Below are 22,047 nucleotides of genomic sequence, written 5' to 3' on the forward strand. Positions count from 1 at the left end.
GACCACGGTCGTCGGATCTTCATGACGTGAGACGGCGGCGCCGCCCCGCTCGCGGCCGGGCCCTGCTCCTCATGGAACCGACCAACAGCCCTGGAGTCGCCCCGCGCGCGACAACCGGGCCCGGCGCGCCGTGGAAAGCGGCTGCTTCCGGACCCTTCGCTGCCAAAATGCTCCTCAACTAGCCGTAGGCGAAGGGCCGTTGGGCGTGCGGTCGGCCGGAGGAACCCCGTGGCGCCGTCGGCCGGATCGGTCTGAAGCAGAGAAAAGGAACCCACGGTGTCCGACGAAGGACGGCTGATCGCCGGCCGATACCTCATCCTCGACCGCATCGGCCGAGGCGGCATGGCCACCGTCTGGCGCGCCCACGACGAACTCCTCGGCCGCCAGGTCGCCGTGAAGAAGCTCCACTCCCAGCCCCAACTCGACGACGCCGAACTCGCCACCCTCTTCGAACGCGCCCGGCGCGAGGCGCACAGCGCCGCCCGGATCAGCCACCCCAACGTCGTTGTCGTCCACGACGTCGTGGACGACGAGGGCCGGCCCACCATCGTGATGGAGTACGTGCGCTCCACCACCCTCGCCGACCGGATCAAGGCGTACGGCACGGTCCCGCTCGACGAGGTCGCCCGGATCGGCCGGGGCGTGATCGCCGCGTTACGGGCCGCGCACCGGGCCGGGGTCCTGCACCGGGATGTGAAACCGGCCAACGTGCTGCTCGCCGAGAACGGCCGCGTGGTCCTCACCGACTTCGGTATCGCCCAGGCCGTCGAGACCTCGGCGCTCACCCGCACCGGCCAACTCGTGGGATCGGTCGACTTCATGGCCCCCGAGCGACTGGTCGGCGCCAAACCGGGGCCGGAGGCCGACCTGTGGGCACTCGGCGCAACGCTCTTCGAAGCGGTCGAGGGCCGCTCACCGTTCCTCCGGGAAACGGTGGCCCAGACGATGTACGCCATCGCCATGGAACCAGCCCCCGAAGTGCGCGGTGCCGGACCACTCACCCCGCTGATCCAGGGCCTGCTCGTGGCCAAACCGGCCGACCGGCTGTCGGCCGAGGACGCCGAACGCATGCTGCGAAGACCGGCGGGCGCAGCGGGGTCCTCCGTTGTTCCACCCGCCGCCCACCCAATGGCCGTGGCCGACGACGCTCCCGCTCCGGCTCCGGCCTCGGACCCAGTGCCCGAGGCCTCATCGCCATCGCCATCGCCATCGCCATCGGCACCGCCATCAGCATCGGCACCGGCACTGGCACCGGCACCGGGACTCAACTCGGACCACGGAACCGACGAGGCCCCCGCAGCCGAGCCACCCGTAGAACCTCCGCAGCCCGATACGACCGATACGACCGACCAACAGGCGCACCGGCCCCCGGGCCGTTCGAAGAAGCCGATCGTGCTCGCCGCGGCCGTCGCCACGGCGCTGTTGATCACGATCGCCGTACTGCTGACCAACCTGCCGACGGGGAAGAGCAGCGCCAGCGTGAGCGCCACCGCGTCGGACGGCCCGCTCCCGGCCGACAACCCCACCCAGCGGTCCACGGACACATCCGCACCCACGGTCTCCTCCCCAAAGGCGTCCCGCTCCGCGAGTTCCGGCGCCAAGTCTCCGACGCCGCACACCTCTTCGAAGCCGACGTCCACAACCGTGCAGGAGGACTCCGAGCCGGAGTCCGGAGGCGATGCCGGATCCGAGGAAAACGGATCCGGCGCAACGGTCGACCCGGCCGTCGGCCATGCCCTGGTGGTCCCCGCCACGCAGAAGTGCCTGAGCGGCGGCGCCGGGACCGAGGGAATCCAGCTGGTCCATGTCGCCTGCGACGGCTCCGCGGCGCAGCGCTGGCAGACCGGATCGGGGGGCACCTTCCACTCCTTGGGGAAATGCATGACCGTGGCCGGCGGAGCGAGCGACGACCGGACCGAGATCCAACTGAGCGCGTGCAGCGGCGACTCCAGCCAGCGATTCCATTTCTCCGGTACGGAACTGGTGGCCGATCAGTCACAGAAATGCGTCACCGTTTTCGGGGGCACGAGCGGCACGGTGGTGGTCCTGTGGGAATGCAACGCCTGGGACAACCAGACCTGGACCCTCCAATGACATGGCCGATGTGGCTGGCATGGCCGACATGGCCGATATGGCAGCGATGAACCACTTCGGCATGACTCTGCGCGGTTGGCGTGAGCGCATGTCACCGCAGGACAGCGGGCTGACGGTAGGCGGGGAACGGCGCATCTCCGGACTGCGCCGCGAAGAGCTGGCCGGTCTGGCGGGCATATCGGTCGACTACGTGATGCTGCTGGAGCAGGGCCGTGCTCGCAATCCGTCGGTCCAAGTGGTCACCGCTCTGGCCAGAGCACTGCGTCTCGACCCGTCCGAGCGTGACCATCTGTTTCGCTGCGCCGGCCTCGTACCTCCCTCGGTGGGGAAGGTCTCCAGGGAGATACCCCTGAGTGCGCGGCGACTTGTACGGCAGTTGGGAGACGTTCCCGCCGCGGTCTTCGCCGCCGACTGGACCATCCTCGGCTGGAACGGGATGTGGACGGCCGCGATCGGCGACCCCCGTGCGTACGGCTGGGACGAGTGCAGCCTCGTTACCGGGACGTTCCCGGCGAGCGGCAGCCGAGGACCGGCACCGATTGCGGCATGGCCCATCCGGCCGGGCAAAGGCATCGAAGCGCAGGAGGAGGACCTCGTCGCCGACCTCCGTGTGACGGCCGCCGCCCACCCCCACGACGCACGTCTCGCCTCACTCGTCGAACGCATACTCCGAAGCAACCCACGCTTCGCCCGCCTATGGTCCAACGGCACCGCCGGCCCCTACGCCGGCGACCACGTGACCATCGAGCATCCGCTGGTGGGCGACATCGCCCTCGACATCGACACCCTGATCCCCGCCGGCACCGACCTCAGGATCCTCACGTGTGCGACTGCGGCCGAGACCACCGCCGCGGAGAAGCTGGCTGCTCTGCGTGCGTCCTGTCCCCCGCCGCGCGACGGACTGACCCACCCCGACCCGGAGACCTCCGATCAGGGCTGAACAGGCCGGCCGGCAGGTCGAGTTGGGTCATAGTGCGTGCGGGCGAAGGTGTCGTTCGCACGGTGCACGGTGTCAGGTTCAGGCGGCGCCGGCCACACGCTGAGGAAATGCTCTTCCACCGGGGTGTCGCCTTGCTGTGCGTCGCCTTCATCGCGTCCACGCGCCTGGACACGGACGCGATACCAACCCGCGCCGCACGTCGCGAAGTTCCCCGCATCGCCCTGGACATCACCGCCCCACTGGAACAACCGCAGGACGCCACTCGTACTGCAGATACTCACGTCCGCCACGGTCTCCCACTCATCACCGGGCAGCGGTGGTTCAGCCGCGCACTGCCGGGTGGTCAGACGTATCCAGCCGGTGTGCGTGCCGGCGTGCACCGTGAGATGTTCCGGGCCCCCTGCCGCCAGGCTGTTCCCCGCGAAGATCCGCTGGACCGTGTCGGTGTCGTCGTACACGCTGAGAAATTCGTCGCCCTGCAGGTAGTACTGCCCATAGGCGACGAACATCCGATCCGAAGTCCACGTCGTGTAGCGCATCCACCGGATCATGCCTTGCCCCACCGACAACGCCGTACTCGACGACGTCACCGCCCAACTCACCCTCCGCTGCGCGGTGTTCAAGCCCAGGGATCGACCGGGACCGTATCGATCGCCCGGCCTTCGGTGTCGAGAAGCCGGCCCCAGGACTTGACCGGGCGCAGGACGACCTGGCGGTCTGTCACCTCGACGGCCGGCCAGGTCGTGCGGATGCGCCGTAGCAGGGGGCCGAGAGCCGGCAGATCGTGGAGTTGCACGGTGACGAACAGGTTGGCCGCCCCGATCACGGCCGCGCAGACCCGGGTCTGTGGCCACGCGCCCACGCGGCCGCCCACCTCGTGCAGCGCCTCGTCGGGAACCCGCAGGGACAGTGCGACCTGCGCGGGCCAGCCGCCCTCGGATCGTACGAAGTCGGTCCGGAACGCGAGGACTCCGGCGCGCACCAGACTTTCCAGGCGCCGCGTGACCGCTCGCTCGGACCGGTCCAGGCCGCGGGACAGATCGCGGATGGTCATACGTCCGTCGCTCTGCAGTGCCAGGAACAGGGCCTGGTCGAATGCGTCCAGCTCCCGCGTCGTGGCGTGGTCCGGGGAATCCGCGGACGACAGGGCTTCCACGGCCTCGGGGTCGATCGCCCCCAGGCGCCAGTGCACGCCGCTGAACACGTGTGTCGCGACGCGAGCCGTGAGCTGCCGTATCGCGGGGATGCGACCGATGCCGTCGAGGAGCAGACGTGCCATGGCCGCGGAGTCCCCGGCCAGCACCAGGGCGTAGAGGTCGTGGCTCCCCGCGGTCAGGTGGACGCTGAAGACCTGCGGCCGGGCCGCCAGCGCCCTGGCGATGCCGGCGGCGTCGCCCGGTGCGCAGGCCACCTCGACCACGGCGCTCGCCAGCGGCATCGCCGGGCCGGGCGCGCTGGAGATCCAGGCCAGGCCCGCCCGGGTGAGTCGTCGCCAGCGCCGCCCGGCCGTGACCGCGGACATGCCCAGGGCAGGGCCGAGCTGTTCGAAGCCGGCCCGCGGATTGACGTGCAGGGCGTCGATGAGAGCGACGTCGTCCTCGTCGATCCCGGGTCTGCCGCTCTCGTCCATGCGGTCCATCTTTGTCCGGTCCGGGTACCGCGGCACCAGCGCGAATCGCCTTGCGATCACGTCGGCACACACCAGGCCGCGGCACCCCGGGCCCAGCAGCCACCGCAGTGGTGCGCGAACGGCGTTGTGCACCTGGTGCCCGCCGCCGTGGACGGTGAACAGCGCCACCGGGGCGTCGGTGTCCCCTCCGTAGGTCGTCACGGTGACGGCGGACACCTTCGCGCCACCCGGTTGCCGCAGTGGTTCGCTCACCGGGGCCGCGGAGATGCCGTTGCGGGCGGCGTAGTACGCGGCCGTATCGGGCGCCGAGAGGTGAAGCCCGCGCGGGAAGAGGCCGTGCACGCTGACGATGCCGCCCTGGTAGGGGGCGAGTGGGTCGGCGGTGCCGTGGAAGAGCAGCAGCGGAACGGGTGTGCTCGCGTCCGGCCCGCGGTGTGCGGCGGAGAAATGGGCGGCGTCGGGCTGGGTACTGCTGATGATCGCGGCCGCGGCCAGTCGTTCCGGTACGTCGTGCAGCAGGCGCATCACCATCTGGCCCCCCAGCGAGAAGCCGACCGTGACGACCCGACCCGCGTCGATGTCGTGCCGGGCGGCCATCTCCTCGACCAGCGCGGTGAAGAAGGCGACGTCGTCGACACCGTGCCGTTGCGCGGGCGTCTCGATGTCGCGTGCGCCGTTCCAGTCCCGGCGGTACCCGTCGGGGTACACGACGACAGCTCCGGCGCGGTCCGCGAGTGCGTCGAAGGAGTCGCCGCTGAAGTGGCGCATGCCGTTACCGGTCTGGGCCGTACCGTGGAAGAACACCACCAGCGGCCGTCCGGACGGCGGCACCGGCGACGGGGGCCGACCGGTCACCACGACGTACGTGCGCCTGCGCCCGCCCACCGTCAGTTCACCGCGTTCGACGAGCGGCACCGGGCTCACCGCCACCGGGGACTGCTCGAACCACGTGGCACCAGCGCGGGGTCCGGCCAGGCGGGCGGAGTCCGGCCGAACTCGACCTGCGGCGCGGGGAAGTGCAGGGCGCCAAGGGGTGTGTCCGCGTCGAACACCTTCGGCTCCCGCAGGCTGTGTTCCTCGTCGCGGCCGGCCAGGGCCGGGTCGACCAGCCCCAGGGTCAGGTACCACATGGCGTTGCGGGTCAGGTTCACCGTCACACGCCAACTCCCGCCCACGGTAGCCCGTTTGACCAGGCCGGCGGTGGCGCCGACGGCACCCATGCAGCCGGTGACGAAGTCGTTGATCATGCCGGTCACGGGCAGCCTCGGTTCCTGTTCCGACCCGGCTGCCGCCATGAGGCCGGAGGCGGCGGAACCGTTCATGTCGAAGCCGCCGCGGGCGGCCCACGGCCCCTGAGAGCCGTAACAGGTGACCGACACCTGCACCAGGCCGGGGTGGCGCTTCGCGAGCTCGTCCGGGGCGAGTCCGAGCCGTTCGAGCTTGTCACCGCGGTGGTTGTTGACCACGACGTCGGCCTCGGCCAGCAGTTCCTCGGCCAGCCGCCTGCCGTTGTCCGAGTTCAGGTCCAGCAGCGTGCTGCGCGATCCGATGTTGGCCTGGGTGTAGATGAAGGCGTGCTCGTAGTCGTTGGCCCGGGTCGCGCACAGTACGTCGGCGCCCTGCTCCGCCATCGTCCGGCCGACGGTCGGACCCGCCACCGCGTGCGTGAACGACAGCACCCTGACCCCGTCCAGGGGGCGATCGGAGGCGGAGAACTTCTTCACGGGGGCCGGGCCGATCCGCTCCAGCCCGATGACCGGCTGCGAGGCCAGCAGCGCACCCTGCGGATGTGCCGCCCACTCCTGCGCGGTGCGCGCCACGCACAGAGGCAGACCGACGGCGTTGGCCGCCTCTTCCAGTGCGAACGCGTCCCACTTCGCGAACGCGGCGGCGACCTTGTCCCGGTCCGGCGGAACGTCCAGGAAGCGGCACCACTTCGCCGCCAGATGCGGATAGACGCCCGAGGCCATGACGGTCCGCCCGTCCCGGGTGCGGTAGCTGTCGAGCAGGAACGGGTTGTCGAAGATCAGCGAGTGCTCGGGCAGCTCACCGGCCAGCGTCGGATGCCAGAAGGCGTGCGGGGTGACATGGTGGATGGCCTGCCGCAGGTCCAGACGCAGGTCCTGGCCGATGCCCGACCGGATGCGGTGCAGCGCCGCCGCGCCCACCGCCGCGGCCATCATCGGGACACCGATGGCGGCACCCAGACGAATCCGATCGGGCACGATCGGATCCTGGCCCGCGAACGTCACCTCACCACCGGTGTCGGCCGTGGAAAGACCCAACGGCGCCAGAAGCTCCTCCAGACACGCCACCGGATCGAACCCGTCCCGCTCCGCCACCGCAGAGAAACCCATCTCACGCCCACCTCCACTCACCGTCCCCCGCGGCTCAAGGATGGGCACCGGCACGCAAGCACCAGGAAATCTGACGGGAAGCAGCCAAAATCGCCTCCTCCACGACGGAAAACAGCCGCACACCCACTCAGGCGGCCCCGGCCCGGGGCCCCTCGGAATGCATCATCGAGGCATGTTCACCCCCGAACAACGCGACCGCACCCGCGCCCAACTCCTCGCCCACGCCGAGTCCGACGACGCGATCATCGGCTTCGCCCACACCGGCTCGCACGCCACCGGCACCGGCGACCGCTGGTCGGACACGGACATCGTGCTGGCGGTCCGGGGCGAGGTCGCCGAGACAGTGAACCGGTGGACGGCGTGGATCTACGACGAGTTCGACACCCGGCACCACTGGGACCTCCGCGCGGTTGGCACAGGCCTCATCCGCGTGTTCCTGCTGCCCGACTGGGTGGAGCTGGACCTCACCTTCGCCCCGGAGGCAGAGTTCGGCGCCCGGGGTCCGGCCTGGCAAACGCTCTTCGGCACCCCCCACGAACAGCCGCCGTTCCCCCCGCCCGACCGCGACACAGTGATCGGCTACGTCTGGCACCACGCCCTGCACGCCCGCATCTGCCTTGAACGGGGCCGCAGTTGGCAAGCAGCGCACTGGATCAACGCCCTGCGCGACCAACTGATCACCCTGGCCTGCCTACGCCTCGACCTCCCCACCGCCTACTCGAAGGGCGCCCACCTGCTCCCGGACGAGATCACCACCCCACTGGAGTCCACCCTCATCCGCTCTCTCACGGACCCCGAACTCCGCCGCGCGCTCACCGCAACGATCACAGCCGCCACAACCGAACTGAACCTCTCCGACCCCCAACTCGCCGTCCGTCTGCACCCGATGCTCACGGAGCTGACGTAACTCATGGGCACAACCACGCCCCACATCGACCTCACCCCCGTCCCGCCCGGCCAGGCCACCCTCACCGACCGCCGCACGCAACGGAGTTGGACGGTCGGCCTCGCCCCCTTCCACCTCGGCACCCTCCCCGTCACCCAGGCGCAGTACGCCCAGGTCACCGGCGAACACCCGAGCACCGCACAGGGCAACGACCGCCTCCCCGTGGAGACCGTGTCGTGGCGGGACGCGGTCCTCTTCTGCAACTCCCTCTCCCTGCAAGAGGAGTTGACCCCGGCGTACGACTTCGACGCCGATGGCGAACCCGTCCTACGCGCCCCCTCCCCCGACGGCTATCGCCTCCCCACCGAAGCCGAATGGGAGTACGCGTGCCGGGCCGGGACGAGCGGCCCCCGCTACGGCCCCCTCGACGACATCGCCTGGCACCGCGGCAACTCTGCCGAGCGCCCCCACGAACCGGGCACCCGACTCCCCAACCTCTGGGGCCTGCACGACATGCTGGGCAACGTATGGGAGTGGTGCTGGGACCTCTACGACCCCGAGGTCTACGGCACCTACCGCGTCCTGCGCGGCGGCGGTTGGTTCGACGAGCACTGGAGCTGCCGCGCCTCCGTACGCCGCCGAAGCCACCCGAGCTTCCGGGTGGACGACGTCGGCTTCCGCGTCGCCCGGTCGGTCAGGTCCGTGACGAACTGAGCCCCGGCCCCGGTGGCAACCCCAGTCGCCGACTACCCGTGCGCGGCGGCCAGATGCTTCGCCAACCGCGGCGACGCGAACTCCGTCCCGCACACGAACCGCATCACCGGCCCGTACGACGACGCCGACGGCAGCCCCGTGAAGTAGACGCCCGGCACGGACGACACATACCCGGCGCTGAGTTTCGGCGTACCCCGGCTCACCGCGAGCTGGGTGCGCAGCTCATGCCCCAGGAAGTCCATCGCCGCGATGTCCACCCGGTACCCCGTCGCGGAGATGACGTGATCGGCGGTGAGTTGCTGCGTACCCCCGCCCGGCGTCGCGACGGTGAGTACCGGCCCGCCGTTCGCCGCGCCCGCGCCCCCGTCCGGCTCCGCCCGTACGATCCGCTCGACCTCGCTGACCTGCACCTTCTCCTCGAACCGCTCGCGCAGCCACCACGCCCCGAGCGGCCCGAGCACCCGGCGGACCAGGTAATGCCGGGTTTCCGCGGGCAGGTAGCGGTACGGCTGGGGGTAGTAACTCAGCGCCCACAGCGACCACGCCCGCCCGAACGGCGACTCGGGGCGCAGCTTCGGCTGCTTCCACGGCGGTGCGCCGAAGGCGACCCGGCCGTGCCCGCGCGAGACGATCCGCACGTTCGCGCCCGCCTCCGCCGCCAACGCCGCCGTCTCCAGGGCGGATTGACCGGCGCCGACGACGATCAGCTCCTTGCCCTTGAACCCGCTCAGGTCGTGGTGCTGCGAACTGTGTGAGACGGGACCGGTGGGCGCGGGCCCGTCGACCGCCGCCGCGGCCAGCTCCGGCGGGAGATGGGCGAGGCCGGACAGCCCGGTCGCGACCACGACCGCCCGCGCCGTGAACAACTCCCCCGAGTCCAGCTTGAGTTCGAAGCCGCCCCCCTTGTTCCGGCCGACATTCCGGTCCACGGAGACGACCCGCACCCGCTCCAGCTCGGGCACCAGCTTCTGCTGGAACCACTCGCCGTAGGCGGTGAAGGTCTCCACCGGGATGATGTCCTCGTCGGTGACCAGGCGGGGGATGCCGGCCGCGTCGCAGTAGTCGACGAGGTTGTGGCCGGGCTGCGGGGCGTCGAGGTTGGAGGCGGCCGGGGTCGACTTCAGGAGCATCCCTGCGGGCATGTGGTCCCGCCAGCTGACCATGGGCTCGCCGAAGACACGGACCGGAATGCCACGCGCCCGCAGATGCGCGGCGGTGGAAAGGCCGAACGGCCCGGCGCCGATGACTGCTACCGGTTGAATCACGAAGTCCCTCCCCAGGACGTCAATTCGTCACTTCGTGCCGGGGCCGCTGCTCGAACTCGCGTGCCCCTTGCGCTACTTGCTCGCTGCTGGAGTTACTGCTTGCCGCTACTGGTGCTGCTGCCGCGCCGGTTGGTGCGCCACAGCTGATACAGATGCCTCGCGCCCGGCCGCACGAAGCGGGCCAGCATCGTGAAGAACGGCCGCAGATCGTCACCCGCGAGCCAGGCCAACTCCGTCCCGCTCGCCCGCGCCGGTGCGTGCGGCGTCGTATAGCCGCTGCGGCGGTAGGCGAGGAGGGCGGGCACGTCGATGTTCTCCACGATGTACCGGTGTCCGGCGCGCTGTTCCCCCTCCGGGACGGAGCGGCCGGTCAGGTCGAGGTGCATGGCGCGGACCACGTCCACCCCCGACTCGTTCTCGAAGAGCCGGAACTGGGCGCCCATGCGGGGGTTGAAGTCGAGCAGTTTGTACTGACCGTCGCGCCGGTCGAAGCGCAGGTCGAGGTCGATGATTCCGGTGAAGCCGATCTGTTTGATGAAACGTGCGGCGAGGTCCGCGAGTTCCGGATTGTCGACTACATATGCATTTGCCGTCATGCCCGCGTGCGGCGGCCAGGAGCGCACCTTCACGCCGGTGAACAGGGCGAGCGGGGTCGAGTCCTGGTCGAAGTACGCGTGCACGATCCAGTCCTCGGCGTCCTCCCTCGGCAGGTATTCCTGGAGGATCACCCCGGGACGCTCGCCCCAGTCCGGGGCGAGCGTGAGCAGCCCCTCGCGGGTCGCGATCCTCGTCGTACCGTTCACCGCCGGCCGTGAACGCCGTACGAACGCCTCCCTGTTCTTGGCCACAATCGGGAAGCGGGCCTTCTCCGCGAAGTCGAGGATGTCGTCGTACGACTGCGGGAAGGCCGCCGCGGGGCTGGGTATGCCGTGTTCCACGCAGAGTTCGTGCAGGCCCTGCTTGCTCGCGAGGCGACGCGGCAACTTCGGTTCCACACGCGGGAAGAGGAAGCGGGCGCCGAGCGCGTCCTGGTGCTCGGCGATCAGGACGGCGGCCTCCTCGTCGGTGGGGATGAGGACCGTGGGCCGACCGATACGGCGCCCGATGCGCAGCAGGCCCTCAACCAGTCGCCCGGGTTCCTCCGTGCCGGTCGTCGGCCACACGAACGCGCGCTCCAGGTAACGGGACGCGGCCGCCGGTGTGTAACGGTCCTCCGTGATCGCATACATCGGCACGCCGAGGCGCCCCAGACTCCGGATCGCGCCCACCCCGCCGTGATGCAGCGGATAGTCGCCGAACTTCACGATCAGGCCCGGCACTTCGCGGTCGGCCTCGAAAGGCACGCTGCTGGTGCGCTTGGCCACGGGTCCCCCCACGTGTCCCCCCTACAGACCGGACCCACCCCGTCCGTGTCCCCCAAAGGACGCTAAGCCGGAATTGCCTCCTCCGACAAGGCCTTTTCGGACATTGCGAACTCTTTAGACACTGCCGGTTCCCGCAACTCACCCGTAACGTGTGGCGCGGCCACATGCGAGTACGCACGAGAGTGAGGCAGCACCTGATGCCCCCCTTCGATCTTCCCGAGGGCGACCCCTTCGGCCCGCACAACCTTCCCTACGGCGTCTTCTCGCCCGCCGGCTCGGACCAACGGACCGTCGGCATCCGGCTCGGCGACCACGTGCTCGACGCGGGCGCGGCAGCGGAGGCCCTCGGCTCCCCGTACGTCTCCCTCCTGGCGCACCCCACCCTCAACCCCCTCCTCGCGGCGGGCCACACGGCCTGGTCGGACGTCCGCCGCGCGCTGACCGCGTGGGTGACGGTCCCGTCCCACCAGGAGACGATCACCCCGTATTTCCACCCGCTCTCCTCGGTGACCCTGCACCTCCCCTTCGAGGTCGCGGACTACGTCGACTTCTATGCCTCGGAGAACCACGCCCGGAACGTCGGCCGCATCTTCCGCCCCGACGCCCCCGACTCCCTGACCCCCAACTGGAAGCACCTGCCGATCGGTTACCACGGCCGCTCCGGCACGATCGTGGTCTCGGGCACGGAGGTCGTACGCCCCTCCGGCCAGCGCAAGTCCCCGGCCGACCCCGCACCGGTCTTCGGCCCGTCGGTCCGCCTGGACATCGAGGCGGAGGTCGGCTTCGTGGTCGGGACGCCGTCGACGATGGGCGAGCCGGTCGCCCTCGCCGACTTCCGCGAGCACGTCTTCGGGCTCTGCCTCCTCAACGACTGGTCGGCCCGCGACATCCAGGCCTGGGAGTACGTCCCCCTCGGCCCGTTCCTCGGCAAGTCCTTCGCCACCTCGGTGTCGGCGTGGATCACCCCGCTGGACGCGCTGGAGGATTCGCGAGTAGCACCGCCGGAGCGCACCCACAATCTCCTCCCCTACCTGGACGACTCGGCCGAGGAACCGGGCGGCTACGACCTCCGCATCACCGTCGCGATCAACGGCCACACGGTCTCCTGGCCGCCGTTCTCCACCATGTACTGGACGGCCGCCCAGCAACTCGCCCAGATGACGGCCAACGGCGCCTCCCTCCGCACCGGCGACCTCTACGGCTCCGGCACGGTCAGCGGCCCGACGGAACGCGAGCGGGGTTCGCTCCTGGAACTGACCTGGAACGGCCGCGACCCCCTCGAACTCCCGGACGGCAAGCGGACGTTCCTGGAGGACGGGGATGTGGTCACGCTGTCGGCGTGGGCGCCTGGCGCGGACGGCACGCGCGTGGGCCTGGGCGAGGTCACGGGCCGGATCGTGGCACGGGACTGAGACGGCGGGGACGGTGAGGTCGGCGGAGTCCGAGGCGCGGGGGCCGGTGGGTGTGATGAGTTCGGTGGTCTCTGTACACCTGACTCCGACCGCCCGTGCAGTCATACTGACGGCGGGCGGCACACACGTCAGGTGCGCGCCCTCGGGTAAAGCCGCACCCGCGCCTGCTGATCGTTCCGTTCCTCCCCTTTCTTCCGTTCGTTCCGCTGACCAGGATCCGGAGCCCGTGGCATGACTGTCTGCCTGCTCCTGCTGAGCGTCGTCGCCCTCTCGGCCGCCGTGCCGGCTCCGCGCGCGCTGACCCGGGCACTGTGGCCCGAACGGGAACCCGTGATCGGCCTGTGGGTGTGGCAGTGCCTGGTCGCCACGGTCCTGCTCTGCTGCCTGGCCGCCCTGGTCCTGGGCGCGGCCGCCGTCTTCCACACCGTCCGCGATCATGTCTTCGCCCCCGCTCCCCCGGCCGTCACCGCGGCCTACGACCTCTCCGCCGCCCCCGTCTGGGCAGTCGCCCTCACGCTGTCTCTCGCCTGCGGTGCCGCCTGGACCACCGCGATGCTGGCCCGCGAACTCGCCGAGGCCCGCCGCCGCCGAGGTCAGGCTCGCGCCCACCTCCGCGAACGCGCCCCCGACCTACCGGCCGGCCTGCCCCCGGCGCGCGGCCCCCTCCTGGTCCTGGAGGACGAGTACCCGGACGCCTGGTGGATGCCCGGCCATCCGCCCCAACTCGTGGTCACCACAGGCGCGTTGCACCGTCTCACCGGCCACCAGCTCGACGCGGTCCTCACCCACGAACGCGGCCACGCCCGCGCCCACCACGACTGGCTCCTGCACCTCTCGACCGCACTGGCCTCGGGCTTCCCGCACGTCCCCCTGTTCGCCCACTTCTGCGACCAGACCCACCGCCTGGTCGAACTGGCCGCCGACGACACGGCCTCCCGCCAATGCGGCCACCTGACAACGGCGTTGGCCCTCATCGAGCTCAACAACCACCGAGGCGTCCTCTCCTGCGCCTCCAGCCACCGCCTCCTAGGCGAACGCGTCAACCGCCTCCTGGACCCCCGCCCGAGGCTCGGCCGCCGCCACCGCGCCCTGACGACGACGGTAGCGACCCTGGTCCCGCTGCTGCCCCTGCTGATCGTGTTCGCACCGGGGCTAACGGCCTTGAGCTGAGGGCCCTGTCCCGAGGGCCTTACCTGTCCCGAGGCCCCTACCAGGCTCCCCGCACCCCGGTCCCAGGACCCCGGGTCCCAGGACCCCGGGTCTCAGCACCTCAGGCCCCAGCCCCTACATCCAGTCCTCGGGCTCCGGCTCCTCATCCATCTCCGGCCAGTAGTCCGCCCCGGGATCAACATCCTTCGCCGCCCGACCCGACGCGGACGCCTGTGTCCGCGTCGACGCCTGTGCCCGCGCCGGTGCTGGTGCTGGTGCCCGCGCCGGTGCCGGTGTCGGCACTTGCACCGCAGCCGGAGCCGGTGCCGGAGCCACCACCGGCGCCTCACCCAGCCCCGCCAGCACCCCGATCACGCCCTCCCCATACGTGGCCAGCTTCTTCTCGCCGACCCCGCTGATCTCCCCGAGCTGCCCCACCGACGTCGGCCAGATCGTCGCGATCTCCTTGAGCGTGGCGTCGTGGAAGATGACGTACGCCGGAACTCCTTGCTCACGCGCCTGCTCCGCACGCCAGGCGCGCAGCGCCTCGAAAGCGGGCTGCAACGCCTCGGGCAACTCCACCGCCGCGGCCTTGGCCTTGCGCTCGCCCCGGCCCGAGGACGACGACCCCGACCGCGAGGAGCCCGCGGGCTTCTTCGGTTCCTTGCGGAGCGGCACGTCCCGCTCGCGCCGCAGCACCGTGCCACTCGCCTCGGTGAGCACCAGCGTGCCGTACTCCCCCTCGACCGCGAGCAGCCCCTGTGCCAGCAACTGCCGTACGACGCCCCGCCATTCACCCTCGGCGAGGTCCTCGCCGATGCCGAACACGGACAGCTGGTCGTGGTCGAACTGGATCACCTTGGCCGACCGGCGCCCCATGAGGATGTCGACGATCTGCAGGGCGCCGAACTTCTGGCCCCGCTCCCGCTGGAGCCGCACCACCGTCGACAACACCTTCTGCGCGGCGACCGTGCCGTCCCAGGTCTCCGGCGGGGTGAGGCACGTGTCGCAGTTGCCGCAGCCCGCCGCGTCCGGGTCCTGCCCGAAGTAGGCGAGGAGTTGGCCGCGTCGGCACTGCGCGGTCTCGCACAGCGCGAGCATGGCCTCCAGGTGGGAGGCGGCCCGGCGGCGGAACGCCTCGTCGCCCTCGCTGGACTGGATCATCTTGCGCTGTTGTATGACGTCGTTCAGGCCGTACGCCATCCACGCCGTGGAGGGCATTCCGTCACGCCCCGCACGACCCGTCTCCTGGTAGTACCCCTCCACCGACTTGGGCAGGTCGAGGTGGGCGACGAACCGTACGTCCGGCTTGTCGATGCCCATGCCGAAGGCGATGGTCGCCACGACGATCAGCCCGTCCTCGCGCAGGAACCGGGACTGGTGCGCCGCGCGCGTGCCCGAGTCCAGGCCCGCGTGGTACGGCACCGCCTCGATGCCGTTGCGCGACAGGAACTCGGCCGTCGTGTCCACGGACTTGCGCGACAGGCAGTACACGATGCCCGCGTCGCGCGCGTGCTCCTCTCGCAGGAAGCTCAGCAGCTGCTTCTTGGGGTCGGCCTTCGGCACGATCCGGTACTGGATGTTGGGCCGGTCGAAGCTCGCCACGAAGTGCCGGGCGCTCGGCATGTTCAGCCGCTGGGTGATCTCCTTGTGCGTCGCGTCCGTGGCCGTCGCCGTGAGCGCGATCCGCGGGACGTCCGGCCACCGCTCGCCGAGCACCGAGAGAGACAGGTAGTCGGGGCGGAAGTCGTGACCCCACGACGACACACAGTGCGCCTCGTCGATCGCGAACACCGAGATCTTGCCGCGCGAGAGCAGGCCCAGCGTGCTGTCGAGCCGCAGCCGCTCCGGCGCGAGATAGATCAGGTCCAGCTCGCCCGCCAGGAACTCCGCCTCGACCAGGCGCCGCTCGTCGAAGTCCTGCGTCGAGTTCATGAACCCGGCGCGCACCCCGAGCGCCCGCAGCGCGTCCACCTGGTCCTGCATCAGGGCGATCAGCGGCGAAACGACAACTCCCGTACCGGGTCTGACCAGGGACGGGATCTGGTAGCACAGCGACTTGCCGCCACCGGTCGGCATGAGGACGACGGCGTCACCGCCCGCCACCACATGCTCGATGACCTCTTCCTGCTCGCCGCGGAAGCTGTCGTAGCCGAAGACGCGGTGGAGCGTGGCCAGCGCCTCGCTCTCGCCCTGTGCCGCCGGCGTCCGTACTTCGGTCGTCACAACCGTCCCGCCCATCCCGTGCATCGCTCGTCCCCCGTACGTCGTCCCTCGACCACTGCGTCCACGATAGAGCTCCGCGCTGACAGCGTCGGAGTTATCCACAGGCTGGCGGCCGTGACCGAGTGTGGTCATTCGAATGGCGCCCATCACATGGCGCGACTACTGCGGCCGGAACATGCTGCTCGGGCGGGACCGCGGAGGCCCGCCACGCCCCGAACGGACGGCGCGCCGTGCGTGCGGACGCCTCCCGAAAGTCCAAGGAGCCCCACCATGTCCCCTCGGTCCTCACGGTCCCGTCGCCCCCTGCGGAGCGCCGTCACGACCGCGATCACGGTGGCGACGGCCACGGCCTTCGCACTGACCGCCGCCCCGGCCCACGCGGCGTCCGGCCCCGACCCGTCGGTGTGGCCCGAGCTGAGCAGGACGACCCAGGCCACCGCCAAGTACGGGTACGAGGGGTCCGCGGCGAGCGGCGGATACGCCCGCACCGACACCTGCGTCGCCGACCCCGCCGAGGGCGGCATGGGCTACCACTACGTCAACCCGGCGAACATCGACTCGGTCGATCCGCGGAAGCCGGCGGCCCTCGTGTACGCGGACGGGTCCGACTTCGCCGACGGGCGCAAGCTGGTCGCGGTGGAGTGGATCGTGAAGGACACAGGTCAGGCGACCGCGCCGACGCTGTTCGGGCAGACCTTCCAGAAGGACCAGCTCCCCGGCTACTTCACCCTCCACGCCTGGCTCTACAAGCCCAACTCGGCTGGCCTGTTCGCCGCGTGGAACCCCGAGGTCGTGTGCCCGACGGTCTGACCGCGCCTACGCGAAGGCCCCGGCTCCCACGAAGGGAACCGGGGCCTTACGCGTGGGCTCAGCGGCCTGTGCTCAGCGCACGAACACCCCGGCCTGGTTGGCCAGGTCCAGGAAGTACTGCGGAGCCACACCGAGGACGAGCGTCGCCGCCACGGCCACCCCGATCGTCGCCATGGTCAGCGGGGACGGGACCGCGACGGTGGGGCCGTCGGGCCGCGGCTCGCTGAAGAACATGAGCACGATCACGCGGATGTAGAAGAACGCCGCGATGGCCGAGGAGAGCACACCGACCACGACCAGCGGCGCCGCGCCACCGGCCGCCGCCGCCTTGAACACGGCGAACTTCCCGGCGAAGCCGGCCGTCAGCGGAATGCCCGCGAAGGACAGCAGGAACACCGCGAACACGGCCGCGACCAACGGCGACCTCCGCCCGAGCCCCGCCCACTTCGACAGGTGCGTCGCCTCGCCACCGGCGTCCCGTACGAGGGTGACGACCGCGAACGCGCCGATCGTCACGAACGAGTAGGCGCCCAGGTAGAAGAGCACGGACGACACGCCGTCCCGGGTGGTCGCGATGACACCCGCGAGGATGAAGCCCGCGTGCGCGATCGACGAGTAGGCCAGCAGCCGCTTGATGTCGGTCTGGGTGATCGCGACGATCGCGCCGCCCAGCATCGTGATGATCGCCACGCCCCACATGACGGGCCGCCAGTCCCAGCGCAGGCCCGGCAGCACGACGTAGAGCAGGCGGAGCAGCGCTCCGAAGGCGGCGACCTTGGTCGCGGCGGCCATGAAGCCGGTGACCGGGGTCGGCGCGCCCTGATAGACGTCGGGCGTCCACATGTGGAACGGGACCGCGCCCACCTTGAAGAGGAGCCCCATGACGATCATCGCGCCGCCGATGAGCAGCAGCGCGTCGTTGCCCATGGTGTCGGCGAGGGCCGGGTTGATGTTGGTGATCGAGCCGTCGACGACCTGCGCGATCGTGGAGTACGACATCGAGCCCGCGTAGCCGTAGAGCAGCGCGATGCCGAACAGGGTGAACGCGGAGGCGAAGGCGCCCAGGAGGAAGTACTTGACCGCGGCCTCCTGCGACAGGAGCCGCTTGCGGCGGGCCAGGGCGCACAGGAGGTAGAGCGGGAGCGAGAAGACTTCCAGGGCCACGAACAAGGTCAACAGGTCGTTGGCGGACGGGAAGACCAGCATTCCGGCGACCGCGAAGAGCAGGAGCGGGAACACCTCCGTGGTGGTGAACCCGGCCTTGACCGCCGCCTTCTCGCTGTCGCTGCCGGGAACGGACGCGCCCTGCGCGGCGAACGAGTCGACCCGGTTTCCGTGCGCCTCGGGGTCGAGTCGCCGTTCCGCGAAGGTGAACAGGCCGACCAGTCCGGACAGCAGGATCACGCCCTGCAGGAACAGGGCCGGTCCGTCGACCGCGATCGCGCCCATCGCCGCGATGTGCGCCTTGGTGGTGCCGTACCCGTCCGCCGCGAGCGCCACGACCGCCGCGAAGGCGGCACAGAGCGCTACGGCGGACACGAACACCTGGGCGTAGTAACGGGACTTGCGCGGGACGAACGCCTCGACCAGTACCCCGATGAGGGCCGCGCCGAGGATGATCAAGGTGGGCGACAATTGCCCGTACTCGATCTTCGGCGCGTCGATCTTCGAGATCGGGTCCGCCGCGGTTGCCGCCGTTGTCCACAGGCTGTGGACGGCTGTTGCGCTCACTTGGCCGCCTCCACCGAGGGCTTGGGATCCTTCTTGTGTACGTCGGACATGGTCTGTTTGACCGCCGGGTTCACGATGTCCGTGATCGGCTTCGGGTAGACGCCCAGGAAGATCAGCAGCACGATCAGCGGGGCGACGACCAGGAGTTCACGCGGGCGCAGGTCCGGCATCGAGGCGACCTCGGGCTTCACCGGGCCGGTCATCGTCCTTTGGTAGAGGACGAGGGTGTACAGCGCGGCGAGGACGATGCCGAAGGTGGCGATGATCCCGATCGCCGGGTAGCGCGAGAACGTGCCGACCAGGACCAGGAACTCACTCACGAAGGGCGCGAGTCCCGGCAGCGACAGCGTGGCCAGACCGCCGATCAGGAAGGTGCCCGCGAGCACCGGGGCGACTTTCTGCACCCCTCCGTAGTCGGCGATCAGGCGCGAGCCGCGCCGCGAGATCAGGAATCCGGCGACCAGCATCAACGCGGCCGTGGAAATACCGTGGTTGACCATGTAGAGCGTCGCGCCGGACTGGCCCTGGCTGGTCATCGCGAAGATGCCCAGGACGATGAACCCGAAGTGCGAGATCGACGCGTACGCCACCAGCCGCTTGATGTCCCGCTGCCCGACCGCGAGCAGCGCCCCGTAGATGATGCTGATCACCGCGAGGACGAGGATCACGGGCGTAGCCCACTTGCTCGCGTTCGGGAACAGCTGGAGGCAGAAGCGGAGCATCGCGAAGGTGCCGACCTTGTCGACAACTGCCGTGATCAGTACGGCGACCGGCGCCGTCGCCTCGCCCATCGCGTTGGGCAGCCAGGTGTGCAGCGGCCACAGGGGCGCCTTCACCGCGAAGGCGAAGAAGAAGCCCAGGAACAGCCAGCGTTCGGTGTTGGTCGCCATGTGCAGCGTGCCGTCGGCCCGCGCCTGCGCGATGTCCGCGAGCGAGAAGTTCCCGGCCACTACGTAGAGGCCGATCACGGCCGCCAGCATGATGAGCCCGCCGACCAGGTTGTAGAGCAGGAACTTGACCGCCGCGTACGACCGTTGGGTGGCCGCCGCCTCGTCGCCGTGCTCGTGGGCGCTGTCCCCGAAGCCGCCGATGAGGAAGTACATCGGGATCAGCATGGCTTCGAAGAAGATGTAGAAGAGGAAGACGTCGGTGGCCTCGAAGGAGATGATCACCATCGCCTCCACCGCAAGGATGAGGGCGAAGAAGCCCTGGGTGGGCCGCCAGCGCTTGTTGCCCGTCTCCAGGGGGTCGGCGTCGTGCCAGCCGGCCAGGATCACGAACGGGATCAGCAGGGCGGTGAGCCCGATGAGCGCGACCGCGATGCCGTCCACACCCAGTTCGTAGCGGACCCCGAAGTCGGCGATCCAGGGGTGCGATTCGGTGAGTTGGTAGCGGTCGCCGCCCGGGTCGAAGCGCACCAGGATCGTGATGCCCAGCGCGAGCGTCGCCAGCGAGACGAGCAGCGCCAGCCATTTCGCGGCGGTGCGCCGGGCGGCCGGGACGGCGGCCGTGGCCACCGCCCCGAGGGCCGGGAGCGCCGCCGTCGCTGTCAGGAGGGGAAAGGACATCGGTATCAGACCGCCCTCATCAGCAGGGTCGCGGCGACGAGGATGGCCGCACCGCCGAACATCGAGACCGCGTACGACCGCGCGTAGCCGTTCTGCAGCTTGCGCAGCCTTCCGGAGAGGCCGCCCATGGAGGCCGCCGTGCCGTTGACGACGCCGTCGACCAGGGTGTGGTCGACGTAGACCAGGGAGCGGGTGAGGTGCTCGCCGCCGCGCACCAGGACGACGTGGTTGAAGTCGTCCTGGAGGAGGTCGCGGCGGGCGGCCCGGGTGAGCAGCGACCCGCGCGGGGCGACGGCCGGGACCGGCTTGCGCCCGTACTGCGCCCAGGCGATCCCGACGCCGATGACCAGCACCACCATGGTGGCCAGGGTGACCGTCAGGGCGCTGACCGGGGAGTTGCCCTCCTCGTGGCCGGTGATGGGCTCCAGCCAGTGCAGGAAGCGGTCGCCGATGCCGAAGATGCCGCCGGCGAAGACCGATCCGAAGGCCAGCACGATCATCGGGATCGTCATCGTCTTCGGGGACTCGTGCGGGTGCGGCTCGTTGCCGTTCTCGTCGGGCTGCCAGCGCTTCTCCCCGAAGAAGGTCATCAGCATCACGCGCGTCATGTAGAACGCCGTGATGGCCGCGCCCAGCAGGGCCGCGCCGCCGAGGATCCAGCCCTCGGTGCCGCCCTTCGCGAAGGCCGCCTCGATGATCTTGTCCTTGGAGAAGAAGCCGGACAGGCCCGGGAAGCCGATGATGGCCAGGTAGCCGAGGCCGAAGGTGATGAAGGTGACCGGCATGTACTTCCTGAGGCCGCCGTACTTCCTCATGTCGACCTCGTCGTTCATGCCGTGCATGACCGAACCGGCGCCGAGGAACAGCCCGGCCTTGAAGAAGCCGTGCGTCACCAGGTGCATGATCGCGAAGACGTAGCCGATGGGGCCGAGGCCCGCGGCGAGCACCATGTAGCCGATCTGCGACATGGTCGACCCGGCGAGGGCCTTCTTGATGTCGTCCTTCGCGCAACCGACGATCGCACCGAACAGGAGCGTGACGGCACCGACGACGGTGACGACGAGCTGTGCGTCCGGTGCCGCGTTGAAGATCGCTCCGGAGCGGACGATCAGGTACACGCCCGCGGTCACCATGGTCGCCGCGTGGATGAGGGCCGAGACCGGGGTCGGGCCCTCCATCGCGTCGCCGAGCCAGGACTGCAGCGGCACCTGGGCGGACTTGCCGCAGGCGGCGAGCAGCAGCATCAGGGCGATGCCCGTGAGCTTGCCCTCGGAGGCGTCACCGACGTGGCTGAGGACCGGGCCGAAGGCGAAGGTCCCGAACGTCGTGAACATCAGCATGATGGCGATCGACAGGCCCATGTCGCCGACCCGGTTGACCAGGAAGGCCTTCTTCGCGGCGGTCGCCGCGCTGGGCTTGTGCTGCCAGAAGCCGATCAGCAGGTAGGAGGCGAGACCGACGCCTTCCCAACCTACGTACAGCAGAAGGTAGTTGTCGGCGAGGACGAGGATCAGCATCGCCGCGAGGAACAGGTTCAGATAGCCGAAGAAACGGCGCCGGCGCTCGTCGTGCTCCATGTACCCGACCGAGTACAGGTGGATCAGCGAGCCGACACCGGTGATCAGCAGGACGAAGGTCATCGACAGCTGGTCGAGGCGGAAGGTGACGTCCGCCTGGAAGCCCTCGACGGGGACCCAGGTCCACAGGTGCTGCATGAGCGTCCGGTGCTCGGCGTTCTTCCCCAGCAGGTCGGTGAAGAGGACGACACCGATCACGAAGGAGGCGGACGAGAGGATCGTGCCGATCCAGTGGCCGACGGCATCGAGCCGCCGGCCGCCGCACAGCAGGACGACCGCTCCGAGCAGAGGCGCCGCTACCAGCAGCGCAATCAGGTTCTCCAC

The 22,047-nt window shown here is 70.0% G+C and carries 16 protein-coding genes; 7 read left to right on the top strand and 9 right to left on the bottom strand.

All coding sequences use genetic code 11. The features are described from left to right. Window positions 1-276: 276 nt before the first annotated feature. Both SPR02S_RS32405 and SPR02S_RS32410 read left to right on the top strand, forming a co-directional pair. Entirely contained in the window at window positions 277-2,094 is a 1,818-nt protein-coding gene (locus tag SPR02S_RS32405) for a serine/threonine protein kinase (protein WP_019061190.1), read from the top strand. Between the two features lies 1 nt (window position 2,095). Then, window positions 2,096-3,034 carry a helix-turn-helix transcriptional regulator gene (locus SPR02S_RS32410; protein ID WP_245607651.1) on the top strand — a complete coding sequence of 313 codons (939 nt, stop codon included), beginning with the start codon at window positions 2,096-2,098 and terminating at the stop codon, window positions 3,032-3,034. Here the strand turns inward: SPR02S_RS32410 and SPR02S_RS59100 are convergent. From SPR02S_RS59100 to SPR02S_RS32430, 3 genes are all read right to left on the bottom strand, one after another. Continuing rightward, the gene (locus tag SPR02S_RS59100; RefSeq protein WP_158697904.1) at window positions 3,025-3,573 is read right to left on the bottom strand and encodes a hypothetical protein; all 549 of its coding nucleotides are present in this window, start codon (window positions 3,571-3,573) and stop codon (window positions 3,025-3,027) included. The two genes, SPR02S_RS32410 and SPR02S_RS59100, sit on opposite strands and share 10 nt — an antisense overlap. 80 nt (window positions 3,574-3,653) lie before the next feature. Then, window positions 3,654-5,594 (bottom strand): Lrp/AsnC ligand binding domain-containing protein, encoded by a 1,941-nt coding sequence (locus tag SPR02S_RS60675; protein ID WP_019061193.1) that lies wholly within the window; start codon window positions 5,592-5,594, stop codon window positions 3,654-3,656. Beyond that, window positions 5,585-7,021: a CoA transferase gene (locus SPR02S_RS32430; protein WP_019061194.1), complete on the bottom strand. Its 1,437-nt coding sequence runs from the start codon at window positions 7,019-7,021 to the stop codon at window positions 5,585-5,587. The genes SPR02S_RS60675 and SPR02S_RS32430 overlap by 10 nt, the downstream gene beginning before the upstream one ends. Window positions 7,022-7,193: 172 nt before the next feature. Between SPR02S_RS32430 and SPR02S_RS32435 the strand changes: the two genes are divergently transcribed. Both SPR02S_RS32435 and SPR02S_RS32440 read left to right on the top strand, forming a co-directional pair. Further along, window positions 7,194-7,928 (top strand): hypothetical protein, encoded by a 735-nt coding sequence (locus tag SPR02S_RS32435; protein ID WP_019061195.1) that lies wholly within the window; start codon window positions 7,194-7,196, stop codon window positions 7,926-7,928. A 3-nt stretch (window positions 7,929-7,931) separates the two neighbouring features. Continuing rightward, complete coding sequence (locus tag SPR02S_RS32440; protein WP_019061196.1) at window positions 7,932-8,621, top strand: formylglycine-generating enzyme family protein; 690 nt, start codon at window positions 7,932-7,934, stop codon at window positions 8,619-8,621. Between the two features lie 32 nt (window positions 8,622-8,653). Here SPR02S_RS32440 and SPR02S_RS32445 read toward each other — a convergent pair whose 3' ends face one another. Further along, the gene (locus SPR02S_RS32445) at window positions 8,654-9,886 is read right to left on the bottom strand and encodes an FAD-dependent oxidoreductase (RefSeq protein WP_019061197.1); all 1,233 of its coding nucleotides are present in this window, start codon (window positions 9,884-9,886) and stop codon (window positions 8,654-8,656) included. A 92-nt stretch (window positions 9,887-9,978) separates the two neighbouring features. Continuing rightward, on the bottom strand, window positions 9,979-11,229 hold the full coding sequence (locus tag SPR02S_RS32450; protein ID WP_043258639.1) for a carboxylate--amine ligase: 1,251 nt from the start codon (window positions 11,227-11,229) through the stop codon (window positions 9,979-9,981). A 218-nt stretch (window positions 11,230-11,447) separates the two neighbouring features. On the opposite strand from SPR02S_RS32450, the gene fahA reads away from it, so the two are divergent. Both fahA and SPR02S_RS32460 read left to right on the top strand, forming a co-directional pair. After that, window positions 11,448-12,662 carry a fumarylacetoacetase gene (gene fahA / locus SPR02S_RS32455; protein ID WP_019061199.1) on the top strand — a complete coding sequence of 405 codons (1,215 nt, stop codon included), beginning with the start codon at window positions 11,448-11,450 and terminating at the stop codon, window positions 12,660-12,662. Window positions 12,663-12,893: 231 nt separating this feature from the next. Continuing rightward, window positions 12,894-13,832, top strand: a complete 939-nt coding sequence (locus tag SPR02S_RS32460; RefSeq protein WP_019061200.1) for a M56 family metallopeptidase — start codon at window positions 12,894-12,896, stop codon at window positions 13,830-13,832. 114 nt (window positions 13,833-13,946) lie between these two features. Here SPR02S_RS32460 and recQ read toward each other — a convergent pair whose 3' ends face one another. After that, the gene (gene recQ, locus SPR02S_RS32465; protein ID WP_019061201.1) at window positions 13,947-16,052 is read right to left on the bottom strand and encodes a DNA helicase RecQ; all 2,106 of its coding nucleotides are present in this window, start codon (window positions 16,050-16,052) and stop codon (window positions 13,947-13,949) included. Window positions 16,053-16,307: 255 nt separating this feature from the next. Between recQ and SPR02S_RS32470 the strand changes: the two genes are divergently transcribed. Further along, window positions 16,308-16,847, top strand: coding sequence for a hypothetical protein (locus tag SPR02S_RS32470; RefSeq protein ID WP_019061202.1), 540 nt, complete (start codon window positions 16,308-16,310; stop codon window positions 16,845-16,847). Between the two features lie 72 nt (window positions 16,848-16,919). Here the strand turns inward: SPR02S_RS32470 and nuoN are convergent, their stop codons facing one another. The 3 genes from nuoN to nuoL are packed head-to-tail and all read right to left on the bottom strand — an operon-like array spanning window position 16,920 to window position 22,047. After that, complete coding sequence (nuoN, locus tag SPR02S_RS32475; RefSeq protein ID WP_019061203.1) at window positions 16,920-18,578, bottom strand: NADH-quinone oxidoreductase subunit NuoN; 1,659 nt, start codon at window positions 18,576-18,578, stop codon at window positions 16,920-16,922. Continuing rightward, a complete protein-coding gene (locus SPR02S_RS32480; protein WP_019061204.1) occupies window positions 18,575-20,146 on the bottom strand; it encodes an NADH-quinone oxidoreductase subunit M in 1,572 nt (523 codons plus the stop codon). The genes nuoN and SPR02S_RS32480 overlap by 4 nt, the downstream gene beginning before the upstream one ends. A 5-nt stretch (window positions 20,147-20,151) precedes the next feature. Next, window positions 20,152-22,047: an NADH-quinone oxidoreductase subunit L gene (gene nuoL / locus SPR02S_RS32485; protein ID WP_019061205.1), complete on the bottom strand. Its 1,896-nt coding sequence runs from the start codon at window positions 22,045-22,047 to the stop codon at window positions 20,152-20,154.

Source organism: Streptomyces prunicolor NBRC 13075 (assembly GCF_000367365.1).
GTDB lineage: Bacteria > Actinomycetota > Actinomycetes > Streptomycetales > Streptomycetaceae > Streptomyces > Streptomyces prunicolor.

Coding starts and splice junctions, on each gene's coding strand:
- SPR02S_RS32410 (WP_245607651.1), top strand. CDS start 2,096: ATGGCCGATGTGGCTGGCATGGCCGACATGGCCGATATGGCAGCGATG.
- SPR02S_RS59100 (WP_158697904.1), bottom strand. CDS start 3,573: ATGCGCTACACGACGTGGACTTCGGATCGGATGTTCGTCGCCTATGGG.
- SPR02S_RS32430 (WP_019061194.1), bottom strand. CDS start 7,021: ATGGGTTTCTCTGCGGTGGCGGAGCGGGACGGGTTCGATCCGGTGGCG.
- SPR02S_RS32435 (WP_019061195.1), top strand. CDS start 7,194: ATGTTCACCCCCGAACAACGCGACCGCACCCGCGCCCAACTCCTCGCC.
- SPR02S_RS32440 (WP_019061196.1), top strand. CDS start 7,932: ATGGGCACAACCACGCCCCACATCGACCTCACCCCCGTCCCGCCCGGC.
- fahA (WP_019061199.1), top strand. CDS start 11,448: ATGCCCCCCTTCGATCTTCCCGAGGGCGACCCCTTCGGCCCGCACAAC.
- SPR02S_RS32460 (WP_019061200.1), top strand. CDS start 12,894: ATGACTGTCTGCCTGCTCCTGCTGAGCGTCGTCGCCCTCTCGGCCGCC.
- recQ (WP_019061201.1), bottom strand. CDS start 16,052: ATGGGCGGGACGGTTGTGACGACCGAAGTACGGACGCCGGCGGCACAG.
- SPR02S_RS32470 (WP_019061202.1), top strand. CDS start 16,308: ATGTCCCCTCGGTCCTCACGGTCCCGTCGCCCCCTGCGGAGCGCCGTC.
- SPR02S_RS32480 (WP_019061204.1), bottom strand. CDS start 20,146: ATGTCCTTTCCCCTCCTGACAGCGACGGCGGCGCTCCCGGCCCTCGGG.